The sequence below is a fragment of the Lacrimispora sp. genome (assembly GCF_032078915.1).
Taxonomy (GTDB): Bacteria; Bacillota; Clostridia; order Lachnospirales; family Lachnospiraceae; genus Lacrimispora.
The window spans coordinates 39,804-60,732 of record NZ_DAMAUN010000012.1 but is presented as its reverse complement, the minus strand read 5'-3'; the positions used below and the strand labels follow the sequence as shown (position 1 = coordinate 60,732).

At 37.6% G+C, this 20,929-nt stretch carries 21 protein-coding genes; 2 read left to right on the top strand and 19 right to left on the bottom strand.

The genetic code is table 11. The annotated features are described in order from the left end of the window. Position 1 precedes the first annotated feature (1 nt). The 9 genes from RT269_RS07135 to RT269_RS07095 all read right to left on the bottom strand — a co-directional run bounded on the left by RT269_RS07135 (position 2) and on the right by RT269_RS07095 (position 4,600). On the bottom strand, positions 2-589 hold the full coding sequence (locus tag RT269_RS07135) for a DUF1819 family protein (protein ID WP_313181531.1): 588 nt from the start codon (positions 587-589) through the stop codon (positions 2-4). Continuing rightward, the gene (locus RT269_RS07130; RefSeq protein WP_313181530.1) at positions 589-804 is read right to left on the bottom strand and encodes a helix-turn-helix domain-containing protein; all 216 of its coding nucleotides are present in this window, start codon (positions 802-804) and stop codon (positions 589-591) included. Before RT269_RS07130 ends, RT269_RS07135 begins: the two co-directional genes overlap by 1 nt. Positions 805-1,175: 371 nt before the next feature. Next, a complete protein-coding gene (locus RT269_RS30105) occupies positions 1,176-1,298 on the bottom strand; it encodes a hypothetical protein (protein WP_331664095.1) in 123 nt (40 codons plus the stop codon). 150 nt (positions 1,299-1,448) lie between these two features. Continuing rightward, on the bottom strand, positions 1,449-1,817 hold the full coding sequence (locus RT269_RS07120) for an HIRAN domain-containing protein (RefSeq protein WP_313181529.1): 369 nt from the start codon (positions 1,815-1,817) through the stop codon (positions 1,449-1,451). 150 nt (positions 1,818-1,967) lie between these two features. Continuing rightward, the gene (locus RT269_RS07115) at positions 1,968-2,921 is read right to left on the bottom strand and encodes a helix-turn-helix transcriptional regulator (RefSeq protein WP_313181556.1); all 954 of its coding nucleotides are present in this window, start codon (positions 2,919-2,921) and stop codon (positions 1,968-1,970) included. Between the two features lie 83 nt (positions 2,922-3,004). Then, a complete protein-coding gene (locus RT269_RS07110) occupies positions 3,005-3,430 on the bottom strand; it encodes a hypothetical protein (protein ID WP_313181528.1) in 426 nt (141 codons plus the stop codon). Next, the gene (locus RT269_RS07105; protein WP_313181527.1) at positions 3,431-3,640 is read right to left on the bottom strand and encodes a YwbE family protein; all 210 of its coding nucleotides are present in this window, start codon (positions 3,638-3,640) and stop codon (positions 3,431-3,433) included. Continuing rightward, positions 3,625-4,014, bottom strand: a complete 390-nt coding sequence (locus RT269_RS07100) for an MmcQ/YjbR family DNA-binding protein (protein ID WP_334308541.1) — start codon at positions 4,012-4,014, stop codon at positions 3,625-3,627. The genes RT269_RS07105 and RT269_RS07100 overlap by 16 nt, the downstream gene beginning before the upstream one ends. A gap of 79 nt (positions 4,015-4,093) precedes the next feature. After that, positions 4,094-4,600 (bottom strand): DNA-directed RNA polymerase subunit alpha C-terminal domain-containing protein, encoded by a 507-nt coding sequence (locus RT269_RS07095; RefSeq protein WP_313181525.1) that lies wholly within the window; start codon positions 4,598-4,600, stop codon positions 4,094-4,096. Between the two features lie 102 nt (positions 4,601-4,702). On the opposite strand from RT269_RS07095, the gene tnpA reads away from it, so the two are divergent. Then, on the top strand, positions 4,703-5,134 hold the full coding sequence (tnpA, locus tag RT269_RS07090; protein ID WP_313181524.1) for an IS200/IS605 family transposase: 432 nt from the start codon (positions 4,703-4,705) through the stop codon (positions 5,132-5,134). 226 nt (positions 5,135-5,360) lie between these two features. Here tnpA and RT269_RS07085 read toward each other — a convergent pair whose 3' ends face one another. Together RT269_RS07085 and RT269_RS07080 are read right to left on the bottom strand one after the other, a co-directional pair. Continuing rightward, the gene (locus RT269_RS07085) at positions 5,361-6,602 is read right to left on the bottom strand and encodes an IS256 family transposase (protein WP_313181523.1); all 1,242 of its coding nucleotides are present in this window, start codon (positions 6,600-6,602) and stop codon (positions 5,361-5,363) included. A gap of 241 nt (positions 6,603-6,843) precedes the next feature. Further along, the gene (locus RT269_RS07080) at positions 6,844-7,062 is read right to left on the bottom strand and encodes a sporulation initiation factor Spo0A (protein ID WP_313181522.1); all 219 of its coding nucleotides are present in this window, start codon (positions 7,060-7,062) and stop codon (positions 6,844-6,846) included. A 212-nt stretch (positions 7,063-7,274) separates the two neighbouring features. Between RT269_RS07080 and RT269_RS07075 the strand changes: the two genes are divergently transcribed. Further along, a complete protein-coding gene (locus RT269_RS07075; protein ID WP_313181521.1) occupies positions 7,275-7,517 on the top strand; it encodes a helix-turn-helix domain-containing protein in 243 nt (80 codons plus the stop codon). 87 nt (positions 7,518-7,604) lie between these two features. Here the strand turns inward: RT269_RS07075 and RT269_RS07070 are convergent, their stop codons facing one another. The 8 genes from RT269_RS07070 to RT269_RS07030 form a co-directional block, all read right to left on the bottom strand. Further along, positions 7,605-8,303 carry a SpoVG family protein gene (locus RT269_RS07070; RefSeq protein WP_313181519.1) on the bottom strand — a complete coding sequence of 233 codons (699 nt, stop codon included), beginning with the start codon at positions 8,301-8,303 and terminating at the stop codon, positions 7,605-7,607. Between the two features lie 226 nt (positions 8,304-8,529). Further along, positions 8,530-8,727 (bottom strand): hypothetical protein, encoded by a 198-nt coding sequence (locus RT269_RS07065; RefSeq protein ID WP_313181518.1) that lies wholly within the window; start codon positions 8,725-8,727, stop codon positions 8,530-8,532. A gap of 33 nt (positions 8,728-8,760) precedes the next feature. Next, complete coding sequence (locus RT269_RS30345) at positions 8,761-16,281, bottom strand: helicase-related protein (protein WP_331664093.1); 7,521 nt, start codon at positions 16,279-16,281, stop codon at positions 8,761-8,763. Positions 16,282-16,298: 17 nt separating this feature from the next. Further along, positions 16,299-16,667 (bottom strand): hypothetical protein, encoded by a 369-nt coding sequence (locus RT269_RS07050; protein WP_313181517.1) that lies wholly within the window; start codon positions 16,665-16,667, stop codon positions 16,299-16,301. 15 nt (positions 16,668-16,682) lie between these two features. Then, the gene (locus tag RT269_RS07045; RefSeq protein WP_313181516.1) at positions 16,683-16,880 is read right to left on the bottom strand and encodes a DpnD/PcfM family protein; all 198 of its coding nucleotides are present in this window, start codon (positions 16,878-16,880) and stop codon (positions 16,683-16,685) included. Between the two features lie 64 nt (positions 16,881-16,944). Next, positions 16,945-18,906, bottom strand: a complete 1,962-nt coding sequence (locus RT269_RS07040) for a C40 family peptidase (RefSeq protein ID WP_334308539.1) — start codon at positions 18,904-18,906, stop codon at positions 16,945-16,947. A 68-nt stretch (positions 18,907-18,974) separates the two neighbouring features. Beyond that, positions 18,975-19,295: a hypothetical protein gene (locus RT269_RS07035; protein ID WP_313181514.1), complete on the bottom strand. Its 321-nt coding sequence runs from the start codon at positions 19,293-19,295 to the stop codon at positions 18,975-18,977. Positions 19,296-19,505: 210 nt separating this feature from the next. Beyond that, a complete protein-coding gene (locus RT269_RS07030) occupies positions 19,506-20,924 on the bottom strand; it encodes a hypothetical protein (RefSeq protein ID WP_313181512.1) in 1,419 nt (472 codons plus the stop codon). Between the last annotated feature and the right edge of the window lie 5 nt (positions 20,925-20,929).

The following is a 20,929-nucleotide window of genomic DNA, read 5'->3' as shown; positions in this document are numbered from 1 at the left end:
GTTAGACTCCTTTTACTGCACTGATATGAACTTTCATTCCATGCTGGCTCAGTAGTTCCTCAATTCTATAATTCACAAGTGCATGTTTGATTTCTCTGTTCTTTGTCGAATCCAAAAGACCAGCATCGACAAGATTTTTAATGTAGCATTGTTTCAGTTTTTTTATAGCAGATTCAGACCAACTGGATACTTCCTCACTCTGTCTTGCTTTTTCATCAAAGAATACATTGATATCTCTTGTCTCTATGCTCTTTTCTCCGAGAATAATTTTGCCGCGGTAAACTTCATAGACAAATTCAAAAAAAAGTTTGTCAGTGTTCATAATGCTAATAAGTGTCAGTAGCTTCGCATTTTCAGTATCTACCTTCACAAGTAAATCTACTGCACCTTCTGGGAGTGAATCCAGTCTCTTATAAACATAATTAAATGTTTTACGGAGTCTGGTCTCGTTCTTTAATTGATACAGATTCTCGGACATAACCTTCTCTCGAATCTGCGCTCTGGACAATCCCATAGTCATCAGTTCAGCAGTTTTTTTTGCTTCCACTAATGCGAAAAGCTGTGATACCATTCCTGCACTATATTCCATTACTGTTCACCATCCTTTTTTTCATAATGGATGATGTCACCAAAATCACAGTCAAGTTCTTTGCACACCTTTTCCATGATACTCATAGATACCGCTTCGCCTCTTGTCATTTTGGCTATAGTACTGCTGCTTATTCCCAGTTTATTGATCAAATCTACCTTTTTCATTTTTTTATCAATTAACAATTTCCATAATCCGTTATACGATACAGCCATGCTTTTTACCTCTTCGTTTTCACTTTTCTTCAATCGCGACTTTTATGTGTTTTTACCCGCTCAGGGTACAGTACACCTAATTGTGACTATTATACTACTTGAGGCTTTTTTTTTCAATCTAATCATAAATTTTCACTTCGAAATATCGAAGTTTTTTTTCAAATTTGAATTATTTTAATATGAAACCTACGCGTAACCTATGATAGTACGTTCGTACGTAAATTGTAAATAAGTACATTATTTTTTATTCTTAGGATGTAAATATGTTCTACTAACCTTTTCTACTATTTCCTCCAGATTATTTAAATAAATCCCACAAACTAAATGTGGTCTTATGGTACACCTTGTTATATGCTGCCCTCTTTGGATTTTTAATCCATTCCCTTTTTACCGTATCCAGGTATGACTGCCTTTTTTACAGCCCTTTTTACTTTCCCAGTTGTTCTTGCCTTTATGCTTCTTTTAATACTTGGTTTTCTCATTCCAAATCTCATGATATATCCTCCACTTCTAATCATTTATATCTGATCTACAGGTTTCATAATACTCACAAAACATACAACACTTACTACAATCTCTACTATTCCTCAATGTTTTCTTTATCCAGTATAAAAACCGCTTCATTCAATCAATGCCTCCACCTTCTAGAGAACTTGTTTTGGCTCCACTGATTCATTTTTAGTTTCATCACATATCACGTTAACTTTCTTATCCTTTAATCCATCTACAACTCTGCAAATAACCTTGCTCGAAGTAATAAACATAACCTCAACAATAAATTTCTTTTTTACTTTTTCATAGATGCGTCCTGCACTCATCGTCCCTGTTGCCGTCGTATATGGAGAATTTCCAATGTATCCAACGATACCAATCCCCTTTATGACAACTTTAATTGCTTCTGAATCAAAGGTATTATCTGGTTCCTTAAAACATTTTACTTTTTTACCTACAGAAAATGGTTTCATTCCATAGTAATGATTTGTTCCTGTGATAGTCACATATTTTTCTTTCATACGAAGTGCCTCCTTTTTTCATCAACAAAATAGGAACCAAGAACAGAAAAGTTTACAATTTTCTAATCTTAATTCCTATTGTAAAGGTTTGGCAGTCCTATTGTACGGACTTAAAACGCTCATTTTTTCGAACATACATTTCTTTCTTTTCTATTTTATTCCATATCTGCAGTTTAACGCTCGAATTTCATCCTTCATCAGTTCCACAACATCTTCCGGAGCAGTGATTACAACTCCATCACCCAATGAAATAATCCAACTTAAGAACTGTCTGCTCACTGCTACTGTTACATTCACTGCAAAATGCTCTTCATCCGTCTTAATCATTGGAACTGACTTTCCAAAGCGATCTATCATTACTCCTGCAAATGAGTTCACACATTCAATACGTACTGACTGTTCTTTTCCATCAAACATTCCAAACATCTTTTTTGCATAGATTGCCATATCGAATTGCCGAAAAAGTTGCTTTCCTTCTCTTTTTTCCTCAGCCTCCGATATGTTCAGCATTTTATCTACACGATAGTGCTTAATTATCCCTGCCTTATGATCGTAACCTATGAGATAATAATTTTCATTATCCCAAGACAATGCCCATGGGCTAATCAAATAATATTCACCATCGTGTCGTAGTTCTTGTTTCTTATCTACATTCCATTGAAAGTATTGGAATTTAATTTTCACATTATTAGCAATCGCGTTATGTATGATATCTACGTTATAGTAAATACTTTCATTCATTGTTTTAATACGCTCAGCCACGAATACCTGTCTTTGTAGCTGCTTTGCCTCATATTTACTGGCAATCCGCTCAATTTTCTCTATTAGTTCATTGGATTTTTTGGCTGTTATAAACTTTGATGATTGTACTGAATCAACCAATAATTTCAATTCTGCCAGTTCAAAATCACGCAAGCCTATATGATACAGATATGTTTTGCCAGACTTCTCACCTATGATATCCATTCCATACAATCGCAGTGCTTCAATATCATCATAAATACTTTTTCTTTCTGCTGTAATATCATAAGCTTTCAATGATGATACAATTTCAGGCATCGTCATGCTATGTGTTTCATCTGTATTTTCAAGTAATATCTTCATTAAATACAGCTGTTTTAATTTTTGATTTGCTTTTGACACATTCAACCCTCCATCAATTATTAGTTATTAATGTAAGAATACCCTCACCCTTTCACATATAACCTTGCATGCCCTATCAAGCGAACCATATCTGATAATATTGCTAGAATCACAGCTGCAATAAATACATATCCCTGAACCGCTTCCGGCAATAAACTTAGTATAACCATAAATATTGCGACCGCAATTACACCCGAAATTAGGGCTGCCAGAATATTCCGACAGGTCTGAAATGCAAATTGCATAATACTGCATAAAAAATATATGATACAGAATGTTAAAAGCAATCCTACAACATATTCCATGTTTTCTGCACCACGAATGAAAAAGTCGTACTTGACCGCTAGAAAGGTCAATCCTATTGTAATTGCTAACTTCATTACTATTTTTATGATTTCTTTTGATATGTATTCTTTTAGCATTTTCTTTTCTCCTGCTTCCACCACTATTTCCATCCCTTCCTTTGCCATCTACTTTTGACTGCCAGAAACACAGATATTTTTCACTCTTCCAACAATTCCACCTTCCAGCATCACTTTGATTCCTCTGGGGTGGTTTATTGAATTAGTCAAGATTCTCATCACAATACCTTCTGTTAATTTACCTGTTCTCTGATCCTGCTTTTGGACTACCTGCACTCTCGCTCCTACTTTTATATGATTTCTTACTGTACCGTCCATGTCTGCTCCAATCTTCTTAATTCTGATTTATCTATTTTTTTAGTCTTTGGCTTTGTCAGTTCATAACTTTCTGCTATCATTCGTTTTATATCCTTATCCGGAATTGTTCCGTCCAAAATAATTGAATTCCAGTGTTCTTTGTTCATGTGATATGCCGGAACAATGGATGTAAATGCACTTCTCCAGAAATCCCTCCACTCTGGATCGCATTTCACATTTATCCATATATGTCCTCTGTGTTGGTAAATACAAGCAAATGTCTTTTTATTTGCTACATGACGCATCAATGCCCAGTTGTTATCGTGAAATGGATAGTCCTCTAATATTTCATCAAATGATTTGCAATATAAATTTGCTTCTTCTCTTGTGGTCATTGCCTCTTCTCCCAATAAAAAAACTTCTCTATCATTGTACCATATAATAGTACAATTCATAGAGAAGTTTTACGTTTTTTCACTGATTATGATATGACTTGACCTGTAACCCTTTCACTTCTATTACTTTACGCAAAGAATTATACAGTCTTCTATCATACCTGTATTCCCTCTGCAATTCCTCCAAAGTAAAATTCTCAATATCTTTTACAGAATGTATGCCATGTTCATACAAGATAAGTAACTGTCTAGCTGAAAAAGGGACAGGTAATAACCCTTCTTTCAAATAATCGAGAGTTGGAATTTCTATTTGATATTGCTCACTAATATATTGCAATTCGTTATACGTTTCTTCTCCCATATTACGCATTGCTAGATAAGCCTCTTTCGGATAGTTCCCTATTTGTGAAACCATAAAAACTCCATTTCTAGCCAATATATTGCACAGCCTCGTAGACATCTGAATCTCTCTTAAGAATTTATCATTCTTCTCCGGGCATAAATATCCTCGTTTATTCATCTCTAAAACAAAGACTTCTTGTATAGTAATATTAGAATATTGTTGTATGAATTTTGATAAAGTCACACCCTTTAGTTTCCATTCGCGTGGTCTAAACCCACCGTCTTTAGACGGTATACGCTTTTAGCCATATCATATATGGGCATACTAAAGCCGAGAGGTGATAATATGCCAGAGGGATATAGTAAAAGTGGTCATGCGGCGTATGATATAAAATATCATATCATATGGGTAACAAAGTACCGATATAGAATGCTTAGAGGAGAAATAGCGTTACGATTGAGGGAGCTGATAAGGCAAGGATGTGAAGCAAGGGGAATCATAATAGTACAAGGAAGTGTGGGAAGCGATCATGTACATCTATTACTGTCATGTCCACCGAGTATTGCTCCAAGTAAATTGGTACAATATCTAAAAGGACGTTCTTCGAGGTTGTTGCAGGAACAATTTCCAGAATTGAAAAGAAAGTACTGGGGGCAGCACCTATGGGGAAGGGGATACTTCTGTGCGACCGTAGGGAGCGTAACAGAAGAGACCATTCGTCGTTATATTGAGAATCAAGGAACTATAGGAAACGAAGTATTCAAGGTAGAGGAATGAGTTTCAGTCATTAGATGGAATTGCTTCCAGCAATAGGTCTTTCAGAGGGATTAATCCTTTACCGAGTGTGTGAAGAAATCTCTGTAAAAACAGATCTTCTATGATAAGTGGTAGGGCTGAAGGCGTCTTTATGAGCTTTCAGCCCTTGGTTTATATATACCCTACCTATCAGGGCATGTCAAGGGCAGGCGGGAATACCGCCTGTCTTGCACATAACTATAATGACTTAACTGGACAGGCGGCCTTCGTACATGATACTCAGTTCCCCATATACCTGACCCCAGTTACGGATTGGCATCGTCCACTTTTTTGTGGCTTCAAATGTAGATAAATACAGGGCTTTTAACAGAGCTCCATCGCTCGGAAATACACTCCTTTGGCGGTTCAGCTTCCGATAGGTCGCATTTAGGCTTTCTATTGCATTTGTGGTATAAATAACTTTCCGGACATTCGCCCCGAACTTAAAAATAGGTGAAATTGCATCCCAATTCTGGCTCCAGCTTTTCATGGAATTAGGGTATTTTTCTGACCACTTTCCTGTGACCCGTTCCAAAGCTTCCAAGGCTTTTCCCTCCGTAGGAGCCTGATAAATCGTTTTTAAGTCTGCAGCAAAAAGCTTGCGGTCCTTATCAGATACATATTTCAATGTATTGCGTACCTGATGAACAATACAACGCTGGTATTCTGTTTTAGGATAAGCAGCTGTGATTGCTTCTTTGATCCCGGTCAGTCCATCTGCACAAATGATAAGGATATCTTTTACCCCACGATTCTTTAGGCCATTCAGGACAGAAAGCCAGTACTTGGAGCTTTCATTTTCACCTACTTCAATGGTCAGGACTTCTTTTAATCCATCTGAATTAATACCAAGAACAACATAAGCTGCCAGTTTCCGGATTACTCCATTATCGCGTACGGAGTAGTGAATAGCGTCTATGTAGAGAACCGGATAAACGTCAGAAAGCGGGCGGTTCTGCCAGTCTTCAATCTGCGGCAGGATCTTATCGGTTACATCTGAGATAAAGCCTTCCGATGCCTCAAAGCCATAAATGTCTTCAAGAGTTTCTGAAATCTGCCTTGTGGTCATACCCTTGGCATACATAGCTATGATTTTCTGATCAATATCGGATATATCTTTCTGGCGCTTTTTTACTACCTGAGGCTCAAACGTAGACTTACGATCCTGAGGAATATCAATGGCCATGCTCCCATAGCTGCTGTTTACTTGTTTCGTTTTATAACCATTCCGATAGTCTTCGTTATCAGAACGTTCTGATTTGCGATATCCCAGGTGATCATCCATTTCTACTTCCATCATTTCTTTGATGGTCCCGCCGAGAAGATCTTTCAGCGCATCTTGAATATCTTGAGCAGATTCGATATCATACTCCTCAAGAAGCTGCCGGATGATGTTGCGTTTTCCATCTGTCATTTGTACTTTGTGTACGGGTTTCTTTTCTCTTGCCATAATAAAGGCCTCCTATGATTGATATTTTATCATAGAAGACCTTTAAAAACCTTATTTACAGAAAAACTTTCACAGACTCCCTTTACCCCGACTTCCAGTCGGAAGCACATTTATGTGCGAACCCACCCGCTTTAGCGGGTGGTAGTTTAGTTCTGAGATATCTTCTATATCCAAAAGCTTCAGCGTCCTCTCTGCCAGTTCCCAATAATCATTATTCATATATGTATTCACCCCTATAAGTCTACTTAAGTTTCTTATTCAGTTTTCTTATCACTAGCTCTGGAGTCGCTATCTTGTCTTTTAACCCCATCATCTCCCACTGCCTTTGAATTAAAGGATCTGCATTATTCTTCCCCATATTAATTGCATTTTCAATTTCTTTCCTTACTTCTTCAACTGATACACCATTGTTTATTGCAACCTGCTTTAAAATCTTGTCAATTTTTTTATTTGATATCATTTTTCCCTCGTCCAATAAATTATGAATCGTGTTTTATGCACTTTAACATATTATTTAGTAAGTTAAAATCACATATCACTGTCTTTTGTCACAGTTAAACATTTCGTTATGCAGAAATGTTTCTTTATTACGAAACATTTTACTACAAATAACAGCTAAAATCAATATAAATAATTTCGCTATTACGAATTTTCTCGAAAGGATTAATCAATATGAAATTAAGACCAGATATGGATATTGGAAAAAACATTCAGTTGCTTAGGCAAAAAGCTGAATTAACTCAGGACCAAACCATTGCACATATGCATCTTATGGGACTAAATATTTCCAAAAGTACCTATGCCAAGCTTGAAACCAACCGTATGAATATCCGGGTTAGTGAATTGGTCGCTTTGAAAATAATCTTTGATGCAGAATTTAATGATTTCTTTATAGGGTTAGATTATCAACCATAAGCATTAGTTTTATCGCTCATTATACACGCTTTTAATAGACGAAGGAGCCAGATATTAATCTCTGACTCCTTCGTCTATGGCAACTATTTATCGAAACGGTGTTGCTCTATCAGGCAAACTCTGAAACTGTCCAGACTTTTCTTTCTCTTTCTGCAAATCATTTTTATCTTTTTGCTCCTCCTGCTTCTTTTCCTTTTCTTCCTCATATGTTTTCATTACCTCTCCATAAAGTTTTTCACGAAACTCCTTTGTTACTGGATAACACACGTCCTGATAAATCGCTTTACCTTGTTCGTCTATCTGCCTTGTCTTATAAGCCGGCATTGCAACAAACAGCTTATCTTTTCCTTGAAGAATACTCACATTATTTACGATAAATTGATTATCGAAATAAATACGAGCAAGCCCACATACACTGCTTCCATCTCTTTCAAACGGTGTAACCTTCACTGAAAACTCTGGCATTTCAGACTGTTCTTTTTCTATCTGTCCTTGCTCTTTTCCCTGATTTATTACATTCTCATAAGCTTCAAGGATGTTATCGTACAGCTCCTCACGGAATTCCTTGGTGATGGGATTGCACACATCCTTGAAAATAACACCGCCATTCTCATCTCTTTCACTGGAACGATATCTAGGCATAGATACAAATAATTGATGTCTTTCAGGATTTTCTAAGATTGCAATATTGGTAATCTTAAACGAATCACCAAAGACTACTGTGGCAAATCCTTTGATATTGCTTTCCTTTGTTTTTACTTCATTTACATGAATTGAATATTTCATTTACTCCTCACTTTCCGTATGCTCCGTGCATACCCCACAATCAAAAGTGGATATTTGCAATCCACTTCGCTACTCTTTGCAGATGCTACAACGCATCTGCTCTATTACATCCAAAGGGACACGGCCATTCAGCCAATTGGCTAAGGTTATGACCATTCCATCTTGTTCAAAGTAGATATAGTCCTGGTGTTCTGCACCATCTTCATATAGTACCGTGACAGCAAAATCAGGCATGAACATTTGTGATTTTTCTTCCCAAGTACAAACAACCCCCCTCGTGTAGATTTAGATTTAATTCTGGGATATGCACCCACCATCCACTGATCACAATTTGATAATCTTCATCTGTTTCAGCTATATCATCATCAACATCTAATAAATCCATCTCTGCAATCACATCTTCCACCTCGAACAAGCGATACATTTTTCCATTACTCCTCACGTCCTTCCCTATCCATCATCTGCTCCTATCATCCACGTTGGTTTGATAAACAGTTTTTGCTTCAGCAACATATTTATCATTTTCTAATTTTTCTATATTGCCCTCGTCGAATTCTTCTTTCGTCGCACCTAAGTCCACATCTTCCACTTTCCCATTTTCCAGATCTAGCTGTGCATTCAATTCATATTGATGTGCCAGCTTTTCTTTCAATTCTGTTTCGTATGCAAATGGCTTCTCGTATTCTGACTTTGAGGCATCCAAATCGTTCTGATACTGGTCAATTTTCTTTAGCAAAAACTCTTCATTCTCATGAATTCCACTAAATAAATTTTCTAGTTTCACCATATTTCCAACTGGGCTGGTGGACAGCTCTGCTTTGTAATCTGTCTTTCCACGAAGCATCAGATAATTTGTGCCCATGAAGTTCTTTTCTACCAGCAAATCAAACTGATGAAACTGACCAATAGGACTGATTTCACCTGTCTTGCACTTACTAATTGCTTCTAGCATAACGGTTCCACCATCCACACGCTCTTCAAAGCTTGCTCGACCTATCATAATAGAAAAATCAGGATTCTGAATTAGTTCTGAATCTCTCAGCTTGATATCTTCCCTTACACAGCACAATTTCTCCTGTGCCGCCTTAATTAGCTTTGGATAGCGGATCATATAATTATCCTGCAACGAATAACGCTGATTGTCATAAGAAGCTTTTAGTAACTTCAATCGTTGTACCTCATTATCTAATTCCATCTTTTCACGAATCAATGGATTACCAGTCGCAACTGCCTTAATTTCTGCATATGACAAAGTTGCTTCATCAACATCCTCACAAGTTCTGGATACAGATTTGCTTGTCATGACCTGACTGATAAATCGTTGCTTATTTTCCACCAATGACCAAGAATACGCATCGAAAGTTCCTTTTGTAACATAACGATAGATTGCCACCTCGGAATTTTCATTTCCCTGACGGATACCCCTGCCTTCTCGTTGTTCAATAGCGGAAGGCTTCCAAGGACAGTCGATATGATGCATCGCAACAAGATGTGTCTGTACATTTACACCCGTACCACACTTATCTGTAGAACCGATTAGTATTTTCTTTTTACCTGTTCGCATTTCTTTAAACAAGATATCCCTCTGCCCGTCTGTCTTAGCATCATGGATAAATGCTATCTCTTTTTCTGGAATTCCCCGAATAACCAGTTGCTCTTTCACATAATTGTAAACATCAAAATCTTTACTCAAATCGTAGCTTGACCAACCACTCTTCGGAGTACCAATATCCGAAAAAATAAGCTGGCAACCGATTTTATTCTCGTTGACAGCTTTGAAATATTCGTAGCATACATTTTCTACGACCTTATTTAATTTTCCATCCGTATTGTTTGGTGCATCTGCATCTAATAGCCTTGCATCAGTACCTAGCAGTCTAGCCTCATGTGTGATCTTTAGGAAATTGTCCTCTGATGGGTCAATTCCACCATTACGGATTCGTTCTGCCCTTACTACAAAATCCTCCATGACCTGTTTTACATACCAGTCTGGTTCACTTTCCACAATTGTGTACTTGTTATCCCGTAGTATTGGTACCTTTAGATTTAGCATATCTTTGGTTTGTACATCTGCCACCTCACGAAAGATGTTCATTAATTCTGGAAGATTCGTAAACTTATTAAATCTGCTTTTGAATCGGAATCCGCTTCCTTCTACTGTAAGTTCGAGTGCTGTTGTTACTTCACCAAAGTTTGCTGCCCAGGAGTCAAAATGATAAATTCCCATCTGCTCTAAAGCCTCTTTTTGTAGATATAGCTGCATTACATACAGTTCGCACATGCTGTTTGAAACCGGGGTTCCCGTTGCAAATACAATCCCTCTACCATCATTAATTTCACTCAAATACTGGCATTTCAACTGCATATCTGTAGATTTCTTTGCTCCTGAACTGCTAATACCAGAGACATTATTCATCTTGGAGAAAATCGCAAGGTTCTTAAAATTATGAGCTTCATCAACCATAATCGAATCCACTCCTAACTCCTCAAAGGTAATCAAATCATCTTTTCGACTTTCATCTGCCAATGATTTCAACTGTTCCTCTAGCTTTTTCTTCTGCGCCTCCATCTGTTTTACCGTCCAGCGTTCTCCGTTCTGTGACTTCATTTCATCAACAGAATATGCAATCTCTTCTATCTGCTGATTCAACATCCGCTCCTTTCTTTCTGCCGAGATAGGAATCTTCTCGAACTGTGAATGCGACATAATAATACAGTCATAATCTCCCGTTGCAATTCTAGAAACAAACTGCTTTCTCTTGCTCTTTTCAAAATCACGCTCCGTTGCAACTAGAATATTAGCTGAAGGATAAAGACGAAGGAACTCACTAGCCGTCTGTCCAATTAAGGGTTTTGGCACCATCATAATCGTTTTACCTGCAAGTCCCAGTCTTTTCTGCTCCATACAAGCAGCCATCATTTCAAAACTCTTACCCGCCCCAACACAATGAGCCAGCAACGTGTTTCCTCCCATCAGGATTCTTGCTACTGCGTTCTTTTGATGTGGTTGCAACTCAATCTCAGGATTCATCCCCGGAAATTGTAACTGTGAACCATCATACTCCCGCAAGCGAATATTATTGAAGGTTTCATTATAATACTCCACATACTTTGCTCTTCTCTCTGGATCGCGAAACAGCCATTCTTTAAAGGCTTCTTTCATCTGGTTCTGCTTTTCTCTTGCTAACATCGTTTCATTCTTATTCACGACATAGTGGTATTTTCCATCACCATCATCAATTCTGTCACGAATGGTAACTGTTTTTAGGTTCAATGTGTCTTCAAAAATTGAATAAGCATCCTCTCTGCTCGTTCCATAAGTTTTCGTGGCTGCAACAGAGTGTTTGTCTCTTGACTTATTTTCAATAAACCATTCCATGCTCAGCTTATTCAAATGAACCTGTATTCCCGAATTGTACCACTGACTACGTACTGCTCGCTCTCTTCTCGGAGTATTGAGAAGTTCGTAGATAAACTGCTCATAGTCTTCTGCCTCCACCCACGTGGTTCCAATTCTTACATCAATCTCACTTGCTTCAATATCTTTGGGCTGCACCTGTTCCAACGCCTGTATATTTTGTACGAATAATTCTGGATTTGCTCCCCGCATAGCTTTTACTACACGCAGCTTTTCTCTTACATTTCCAGACAGATAATCATCCGCTGTCTCCCAACCTGCATTTGGATTATTTTCGTTATACCGATTTGGATTCAGATAAATTAATCCCTGTAATTCTTCAAGCATAACCACACGTTCTAACTCAGCTTTTACGTCCTCAGATAGTGAAATATTTGTGGCCGCTTCATTCCCTTTTACTGCCAATTCGTCTATCAGCTTTGATAAATCAGGATGATAAATACTTAACATATATGGAATGTTAACTGAGCCATATTCGTTGATTGACACATTAAGAGCTTCTACTGCTGTTTCCACTCTCTCAATCTGAACTTTGGCTTTGATGGTTTGCTTAAAGAACATGTCTGCTTTCTTCACAATCCCATCCTCATTTACATCTTCTAAAGAGCATAACAGTGGGTAGTCAGAATCATCTCGGAATGCCCTGCTGTTTGCCTGTGCAGTAATACATCCATATTTTTCAACAAAGGCATCGTAGGTTGCATTCAATGTTTTTTGTCCTTCTGCTAATTCTTCCTCACTACAACCATCTGTCTGAATATCAATCAAGTGTCTGGTATTATTTCGAATTTCATCTAGCAAGCGAATCCTATCCTCTACTGTGGCATTCACTTCTTTTCGGTACATATGGGAATTTTCTCTGTAATATAACTTTCCTTCATAAAATGCATAGGAGAAATTTCTCACATCGGGACCTGCAGGTATCACATCTTCACTTATTTCCTCTGACTCTTCTAAATCTTCAAAGTTAGCCATCTGTGCTGAAATTGTTCGAATAGCTTTATTCAATTCTTCGTACATATTGAAGTTTTCAGCATCATTTACACAGACTGTATATCTGCTATCCTGACCGTAAATTCTAGTGTCATATTCCATGTGTCCTAACATCATATCCTGATGCTCTACAAAATAAGAATTGACTGCGATTCCGTTATGCGTATAGCCCAAATGCACCCAGTCTGGTTCAATATCAATCTTACGTTCTCTTTTTTGCAAAAACAAAATATCACTGGTCACTTCCGTACCCGCATTTTCTTTAAATGCCATATTAGGAAGTCTGATTGCACCAATCAGTTCTGCTCTCTCTGCCAGATACTTGCGGAAAGTCGGATTGCTTTTATCAAGCGTTCCCTTCGTTGTAATAACTGCTACAATACCGCCTGGTCTCACCTGATCCATTGCTTTTGCAATAAAGTAGTCATGGATACGTAGATTTAACTTATTGTATTTTGGATCAAACACCTTATAATCTCCAAATGGCACATTCCCAATCACAACGTCAAAGAAATTATCTGAGAAGGTGGTCTTTTCAAAACCTGTAATGCTGATATTCGCTTTCTGATACAGCTGCTTTGCAATTCTACCAGAAATACTATCTAGTTCTACACCATATAATTTACAACTCTGTAAAGGTGTTGGCATGCTTCCGAAGAAGTTTCCGACTCCCATACTTGGTTCTAACACATTTCCACCTCGGAAACCAAATTGTAGTAGCGCCTGATTCATACAGCTTGCTATTTCTGGTGAAGTATAAAATGCATTATTTACAGTTGCTCTTGCTGCAGTATATTCATCTTCTGTCAAAAGACTTTTCAGCTCTTCGAATTCCCTTTTCCAGTTTTCATTATTTTCATCGAATACTTGAGAAAGACCACCCCAGCCAACATACTTTGATAAGATTTTTTGTTCCTCTCTGTTTGCCAGTCTGTGTTCTGACTCTACCTGCTTTAATACTCCAATTGCTTCTATATTCCATTGGAATCTTGTCTTTACTCCACCTTTTGGAAGTTCCCACAAATTGTAATGAAAGTTATGTTTCTCGGAATGTGATACAGCTTCATCTATGAGATTCTCTGCTGCACTTTTATTACCAGTAGCAACTCGTCTTTGTGCTTGTTCCTCACGATTTTGTTCTACACTGTCACATTTATCAAGGAATCTCTGATAGATTGGCTGTAAGGTTGTTCTATCCTCACTTGCCATCATTTCATTATATCGTTGTCTATGATCTGCTCCGCAGAAGAATGGTTGCTTTGACATATAGGACAATACTTCATACAGTTCTCTATAGCCTGTTGCAACTGTTTCTCTTTCACCAAATCGGTTCTTATAATTCATGTTAATCTCATAAGGCTTTAAGGTGTATTCAATTAAGCCATATTTGTTGTTGCTATAGCCTTTTTGCTCTTCTTTACTTGCTAAGACCATATCTGACAAAAGTTCTAATTTGTTTGGAATGAGCAAATACTCTGAATTTACAATATCCTGTAAAAATGGTTTAAAAGGCATATAACAACTACATTCTGTCACAAGAATTTCCATTGCCTCTCGCATATCCTCATCAATTTCCGCAATGATCTTTGCATAATCAGTGGGAATAACTTCTAACCTACCTACACTTTGGTTCTCCTCATACTGTTTATCAAATTCTTGGTTTTCCGCTTCAATCTCTGATCCATATTCAGCCATTGTGACCATACGGTCTTCTTCAGTAAGTTCTTCTGGAGTCATTTCATAAGTTTCTGTTTCTTCTTTCTGTCCAGTTATCCTCCTATGACTTTCATAGCTTTCAGGTTCATCAGGAATCGCAAATGAATCTACATCCTCAGTTGCCTCCTGTTCATCAGAAGCATCAATTGCTCTGTAATCAGTATCAATATAATCTTCCCTGTCACCATCCAAAGTAATTTCATCTAACGATTGTCTCTCTGGCTGATACTCTCCGGTCATAATTAGAACACCAATTTCTTTTTCAACCGTCCCCCATGAAATATAGCCTTCTTTTTCACCTTCCTCGTCTCTCCACTGAAACCGAAGTCCTTGAGCATGGAATGAATCATAACCATGCAAACCGTAACCCTCTATCGGCCAGCCTGCTCCACCTTGACCATACTCTTTTTTAATATGTCTGGCTCTGGTTCCTGCGTCAATTTCATTCTCATATATCTTGCATACACGGCTCATGCCATTTACAAATCCAGTACCGCGAAGTAGGGTCTGGAGTACAAACTCATGTGGTACAACCAACTCTTTCTTCGGTTGAATATAAGTATATTTTTGTCCAGTAGCTGTATTTTTTGTATGCACCGAATCGCTTTTATTCAGCCCAAAATCCCCATCAAAAAAGGAAGCCTGGTGGTAATTGGCTTCCTTACTAATTCCAAATGAATTAATTTCATTTAGTTCTCTATCCAGTTCTTCATCTGTTTCTAGTGAAATTTCATTACGATCTGCTGTAGCACTACTTCCTCTGCCTGCCTCTTCGCCTGTTCTCTCAGCTTCCACATCTCCATCGTGGAATTCGGATTCTCTGGTTTGTGTTTCTTCAGGTAATCGTTCATCAGCTGGTCTAACAGTTGATAAGCTTCCTCGTTCACCTCGTTCATTTTCTCTGCCAGTTTCCCGAATCGGTAAAGTGTCTTGTACCTTGCTGATTCGTTCTCCTTTAGATAATTCATCGCCAGTATTCCGTATTTCCCTAGATTCGTTAATTTCACTTCCTGCTCTTCCGGCATCTGAATATCCGGATACAGTAGTCCGTCCACTTCGTGATACGTCATTGTTAATTCTGCCATACGCAATTCTCCTCTCGCTTTCAATCGTTTTTAGGTTTCTACTAAATTCTCTAAGAACGCTGCAGGAGACATCGCATACCAGGGAACCAAGACGGTAAATGACTTCCTCATCGGTTATCTTTACGATCTGACTAAAATCCTGTTCTTGCATAGATAAGTCAAATCCGCATCTCGTACCAACCGCATACATAACACTGTGATATACCAAGTCATCTGTGGTCAGCCCTGACGTTTCATAATTGAGTTCCTTTATCATACTCCCAGCTAGCTGCGATAATTCTGAGATTCTTTCCTCAAAATCTGTTCTTATTATACCCCAAACATTTGTTCCTGTAAATAATTTTAATGAATTTATTAATTCTTCTCGTGTTGTTCCTTCATACTGTTCCATCTGTCCTTCAGATACCAGATAATCCAAATATTCCTTTAGGTTTTCACCCTCCAAATCCCATGTGAGCTTCTGCTTCTTCCCACCCGTATCGCTGATATCAAATACATATCTCATGCGAGGATTTAATGCTCTTGAAGGGAAAATAGCTATGCCTTTACTTCCACGCTTGACATATCTTTCTACTTTTTTCCAAGTATCATAATCGGCTATCATAGTAGAATGTGGGCGCTGTCCATACACCATCAGGATGTTGTCAAACTCAAATCTATATATCTGACCGGCGAGTCGACAAACATCCTGCCACTTCTTTTCAGAAGTGGTGACATCATGAATCATCTCATCATAAATAGCTTTTGCTTCATACTTATTGCTCATCCGATTCTCCTCCTGTTCTAATTTTTCTTGTCAAATAACTCCTTATAAAGCTTTGCTTCCTCTTTATCTAAAGAAATGGCAAATTCCTCTGTCTCATCCTTTTCTGCCTTTTCAATTGCAGTAATAACCTTTTTTGTAATTCTAAGAAGTGCATGATTTTCTTTATTCATTATCATACACTCCTTAAAAGTCATCCCATTATTACTGTTGAGAACTCCTATATTAACCTGAATCATAAAGGACAGATCAGATTTTACCTTTGAAACCTCATCCATTGAAATAAAAACCGTCTTAATGCTCTCCTTCGATACTTCCCATTCCTTTTCCAGCATTTTCATTAAAAATGCCATGTTCTTTACTACGTTTTCTTCTACTACTTTGCTCATATTCTTTATCCTCCACTATCTGCTTTTTCCTAATTGTTGTTTTTGTTCATATGGAAGAAAATCCACATCTTTCATGTCCTCAGCATCAAGAATGATTTCCTGTGCATAATACTTTTTCATTGCTTTATCAATGGCTTCTCCAAGAGAACCTGCTTCGATTTTTTCAATCCTTGACAAAACCTCTTTGATTTCGACCTCATACTCTTTAGACATTTTTCCTCCAATCAAAAAAAGACCGAACTTATGTTACTAGCTCTGCCTAACTTTCTATTCTTATTTATTTGTTTGGTCTTGCATACATTACAACGCTTCCATTATGGAAATCTCCATATACAACACCCTCTGCTTCATTCTTTGCCTCGACCATCTTTCCATTACCTGCATAAATTCCAACATGACTGATGTTCTTGTATCTACCATTTGTGGTGTAACTATAGAAAATAAGATCTCCAGGTTGTAAGTCTGCTTCGGTTATACTCTTTCCAGCTTCGTCAAGACCCTGTGCTTCTGCTGCCGCTGTGGTCGCACCACCAAAGCTGATATCGACTCCTGCCGCTTTCCACGAATAGTAAACCAATGAACTACAATCATAATAATTTTCTGTATCTCTGTAAGCCTGACTATATGGATATCCTACTTTGCTTAAAGCAAAACTTACGGTTTCCTTCTGAGTTGGATCAGTGATACTACTAACGATTTCATCAATTTCCGCATGGGTTAGAGAGGATACGCTATTTCCACTGCTACTTCCTCCAGCAGATCCCCCACTACTATAGCCTATCATCGCTAGGTTTTCTGGACTCATCATTTCATTGATTAGTTCGATTTGGTCTTCATCAAAGTTATATTCTGTAATCATATCTCTGTAATTTTTCAGCATAATATTAACAGAAAGAATTGTTTCCGAATCTGTTGTTCCATCTTCATTCTCATGGGTTTCTGTTCGGGAACTGGTCGTGTAAGAACACATATCATTAACTATATCCTGAAGCCAATCTTTTGATATATCATTCATGATTGTAGCAGTATCACCAATGCCATGCTTTACCATATAGACACACATGATATCGTAATAATTGCTTGGACTAGCTGCTGTACCTTCATAGTCCACATAGACGATTTCTCCACCATCATATCCATTATGCTCATTGGCTAGTGTGTTGATCTCCCTGTTGAAATTAGCAACATATTCTGTTGTAACACTCATTACCGTATCACCTTCTTCCAACGGTGGCAGGAATAGAGCAAACGGGGAATTATAAATCGTTGCAATTACTGTAACAACTGGAACTGTTATAACAGATATCAGTAAAATCAATATTAACAAGAATCCTCCCACAGCAAGAGCCATTTTCTTTAATGGAATGACAGCCCGATTCATAACTAAGTCTTTTAAAAGTTTTAATAAACTATCTTGTTGTTTATCCTGGGAATTCATCTTATCCATAAAGAATTTGATTTTACGTACTCGACTGTTACGCTTCATATCATCATGGTCAATCTTTGCTCCTACAACTTCTCCGGTAGCAATTCCAATCAACGGACTGAGTGGTCCAACTGCCGCAGTTCCTGCTACTGTCACAGCAACATCAGTTGCAACTTTTGTAGTTACCTTCGCTGTTTTCTTTGCAGTTTCTTTTTCCACTTTCTTAGCAGTGTCCTTTGCCGCTTTCTTTGCTACCTTCTGTGTTGTTTTTTTAATCTGCCTTCTTGCAAGCTTCCTACCAGACTCCACCTTTTTAATCTTTCGCTTCTTCTCTGCCAATGACTTCTGACTAAAGAATTCTGCTCCTTTAGAAGCTGCTCCAGTCATGGGTCTTGTAACCCCATAGGCAATCATTGCTGCATCTCTTACTTCATCTGCACCATCCATCTGATTTGATGCTGCATTTGCTCCTACTGCACCCACTAACTTAATACTGGAATTCTTTGTCTTAATAGTCTTCGTGTCATCCTTGATATTTCTGTTATGCTGATGGATTCGTCCTCCACGTTTTTCCTGGTTCTGATGAATCGTGCTTTTCCGATACGTAATTTTGCCCCTTCGACGAACTGCCCCTTTTCCCATTGTCTGCGGTTTAGTAGTGGCTGACATAATCTTCGGACTTCTTTTTACAGAATAAACATTGTGACCTTTAATCCCAGTAGACTTCGCTTCATGGGAATGAATCTTTGTCTTTGCTTTTGTGTGGATTATCATTGGTTTGTCATCCACTTTTTTGATTTTCAATTGTCTCACCTTCTTTCCAATCTAGATAAAAAAAGAGAGCAGACAAGTTTTTGGCTTGAATGCTCTATGTATAATTATTATTCAGTTATGTTTTCATCTTGAAAATCTTCCGGGAACTCCTTTTTTAATCGCTTCAGTAATTTGCTGTGTCTACTTTGATAATGCTTATATATCTCATCTTCTGGAATCCATATTTCAGCAGATTCTATCTTTTCAGTTACTAAAAACAAAATCTCATCTTCTCTTCGTTTGTCAGGAATTTTCTTGGATTTCAGATAACATTCTTTATATGCTTCATATTCCCACTCTGCAATCTTTGTTTTTTGAGATTCCTTAAGTGCAGAGAATTTTTTGTTTGTTTGAAGCAGCCTCCCATCTATTATTTTGTGGTTTTTCATTGTAATTAACTCCTTAAAAATTGAAATTTATCTTCTTAACTCAATTTCTCTGCAAATACAGTCTTCATTATAATTTGATTAATTTCTATTTTCTTAATAGTATATCTTGAAATCCATAAGATATATAACGATAATATTCTGGCTCATTATTTTCTAATACACCAACAAGTCTCCTTCAAATAATCAGACTTTTCAATAGACACTTCAGCACTATATGAAGAATTGCATAATCGAAGCTATTAGTGCAGCTACTCCTATTATATATGACACAATCAACCCTTTTTTACTTGCCATCTCTTTAAGTCTATTTATAATACTGCCTTCCATACACTCTACATACTCTGAACCCGAAGCAATTTGATTTATCAAATCTTCACATTGGCTCTTAAGTTCTCGTATTTGTGCTTCTTTATCTAAATTTGCCTGCACCAGTTCATTTACTAATCGACTCAAATCTTCACCTCTTGCAGTCTGGCGTTCTATTTCTGCATCTTGGTCTTTATCCTTTTCTACGCACTCATCAATTCTATGACCCAGCTCTTCATCTTTTGCTTCCTGGCGGGCTATTTCCGCATCTTGGTCTTTATCCTTTTCTACACACTCATTAATCCTACGGCTCAGTTCTTCATCCTTTGCTGTCTGGTGTGCTATTTCTGCATCTTGGTCTTTATCCTTTTCTACACACTCATCAATTCTACGGCTCAGTTCTTCATCCTTTGCTGCCTGGCGTGCTATTTCCGCATCCTGATTATTATCCTTTTCTACACACTCATTAATCCTACGACTCAGTTCTTCATCTTTTACTGCCTGGCGTGCTATTTCTGCATCTTGGTCTGTATCCTTTTCTACACACTCATCAATTCTACGGCTCAGTTCTTCATCCTTTGCAGCTTGGCGAGATATCTCCGCATCCTGATTATTATCTTTTTTAGTTTTATCAGCTAATAATCTTTCATGTTCTTCTGCCTTCTTCTTACTACTTTCAAGCATAGCATCATGCTCTTTGTCCTTTTCTGAATTCCTTCTTAAAATTTCATCTTGCTTTTTTTCATGCTCAGCTTTTTCCTTAAATATTCTTTCCAATTCGATTTGCTTTTCTTCTTGCAATACAAGTTTACTATCATGTTGTTTAACCCAATTAGCTAATTCACTATGTTTTTTCATAATATCTTCTTGAGCTTTTAACTGCTTAACGACACCTAATATTTCTTGTCTTGCAAGATCATCAAGTTCCTCTTCTGAAGCACCTCTCAAACGCATTTCAAGTTCCCTTACAACACTTCTATTAACAGCAATATTAGTAACTCCAAGCCCAAATAGATATTTAGTAATTTCACCTAATTTCTGCTGGTATTCAAATGAAAGTTCCTGCGCCTCCGCTTGTGATATCTGCGCATCTGCCAAATCAACCGCTGCATCCTGTAAAGACTCTATTGCTTCCTTTTTGTGAAACCATCCTGCTGATTTACTTTTTGCTGATTTTGCAGACTCTTGAGCCGATTCAGCCTTTTTAGTTGCAAGTTCTACATTCTGCTTTAACACTTTTAATTGACCAAACTGTTCTTGAATAAGTGTAGGTACTAGACTTTCATTTATATTCTGTACATTAACTAACTCATTTTTGCCCATTTATA

Bases quoted from the DNA above. Each gene is read 5' to 3' on its own strand.
- RT269_RS07080 (WP_313181522.1), bottom strand. From the start codon at position 7,062: ATGATATCAAATAAAAAAATTGACAAGATTTTAAAGCAGGTTGCAATA.
- RT269_RS07130 (WP_313181530.1), bottom strand. From the start codon at position 804: ATGGCTGTATCGTATAACGGATTATGGAAATTGTTAATTGATAAAAAA.
- RT269_RS07135 (WP_313181531.1), bottom strand. From the start codon at position 589: ATGGAATATAGTGCAGGAATGGTATCACAGCTTTTCGCATTAGTGGAA.
- RT269_RS07050 (WP_313181517.1), bottom strand. From the start codon at position 16,667: ATGAGCAAAGTAGTAGAAGAAAACGTAGTAAAGAACATGGCATTTTTA.
- RT269_RS07115 (WP_313181556.1), bottom strand. From the start codon at position 2,921: ATGAAGATATTACTTGAAAATACAGATGAAACACATAGCATGACGATG.
- RT269_RS07030 (WP_313181512.1), bottom strand. From the start codon at position 20,924: ATGGGCAAAAATGAGTTAGTTAATGTACAGAATATAAATGAAAGTCTA.
- RT269_RS07065 (WP_313181518.1), bottom strand. From the start codon at position 8,727: ATGTATCGCTTGTTCGAGGTGGAAGATGTGATTGCAGAGATGGATTTA.
- RT269_RS07035 (WP_313181514.1), bottom strand. From the start codon at position 19,295: ATGAAAAACCACAAAATAATAGATGGGAGGCTGCTTCAAACAAACAAA.
- RT269_RS07070 (WP_313181519.1), bottom strand. From the start codon at position 8,303: ATGAAATATTCAATTCATGTAAATGAAGTAAAAACAAAGGAAAGCAAT.
- RT269_RS07120 (WP_313181529.1), bottom strand. From the start codon at position 1,817: ATGAAAGAAAAATATGTGACTATCACAGGAACAAATCATTACTATGGA.
- RT269_RS07110 (WP_313181528.1), bottom strand. From the start codon at position 3,430: ATGGCAAAGGAAGGGATGGAAATAGTGGTGGAAGCAGGAGAAAAGAAA.
- RT269_RS07105 (WP_313181527.1), bottom strand. From the start codon at position 3,640: ATGGACGGTACAGTAAGAAATCATATAAAAGTAGGAGCGAGAGTGCAG.
- tnpA (WP_313181524.1), top strand. From the start codon at position 4,703: ATGCCAGAGGGATATAGTAAAAGTGGTCATGCGGCGTATGATATAAAA.
- RT269_RS07085 (WP_313181523.1), bottom strand. From the start codon at position 6,602: ATGGCAAGAGAAAAGAAACCCGTACACAAAGTACAAATGACAGATGGA.
- RT269_RS30105 (WP_331664095.1), bottom strand. From the start codon at position 1,298: ATGAGATTTGGAATGAGAAAACCAAGTATTAAAAGAAGCATAAAGGCA.
- RT269_RS30345 (WP_331664093.1), bottom strand. From the start codon at position 16,281: ATGAGCAATAAGTATGAAGCAAAAGCTATTTATGATGAGATGATTCAT.
- RT269_RS07100 (WP_334308541.1), bottom strand. From the start codon at position 4,014: ATGACCACAAGAGAAGAAGCAAATTTATATTGCAAATCATTTGATGAA.
- RT269_RS07075 (WP_313181521.1), top strand. From the start codon at position 7,275: ATGAAATTAAGACCAGATATGGATATTGGAAAAAACATTCAGTTGCTT.
- RT269_RS07045 (WP_313181516.1), bottom strand. From the start codon at position 16,880: ATGTCTAAAGAGTATGAGGTCGAAATCAAAGAGGTTTTGTCAAGGATT.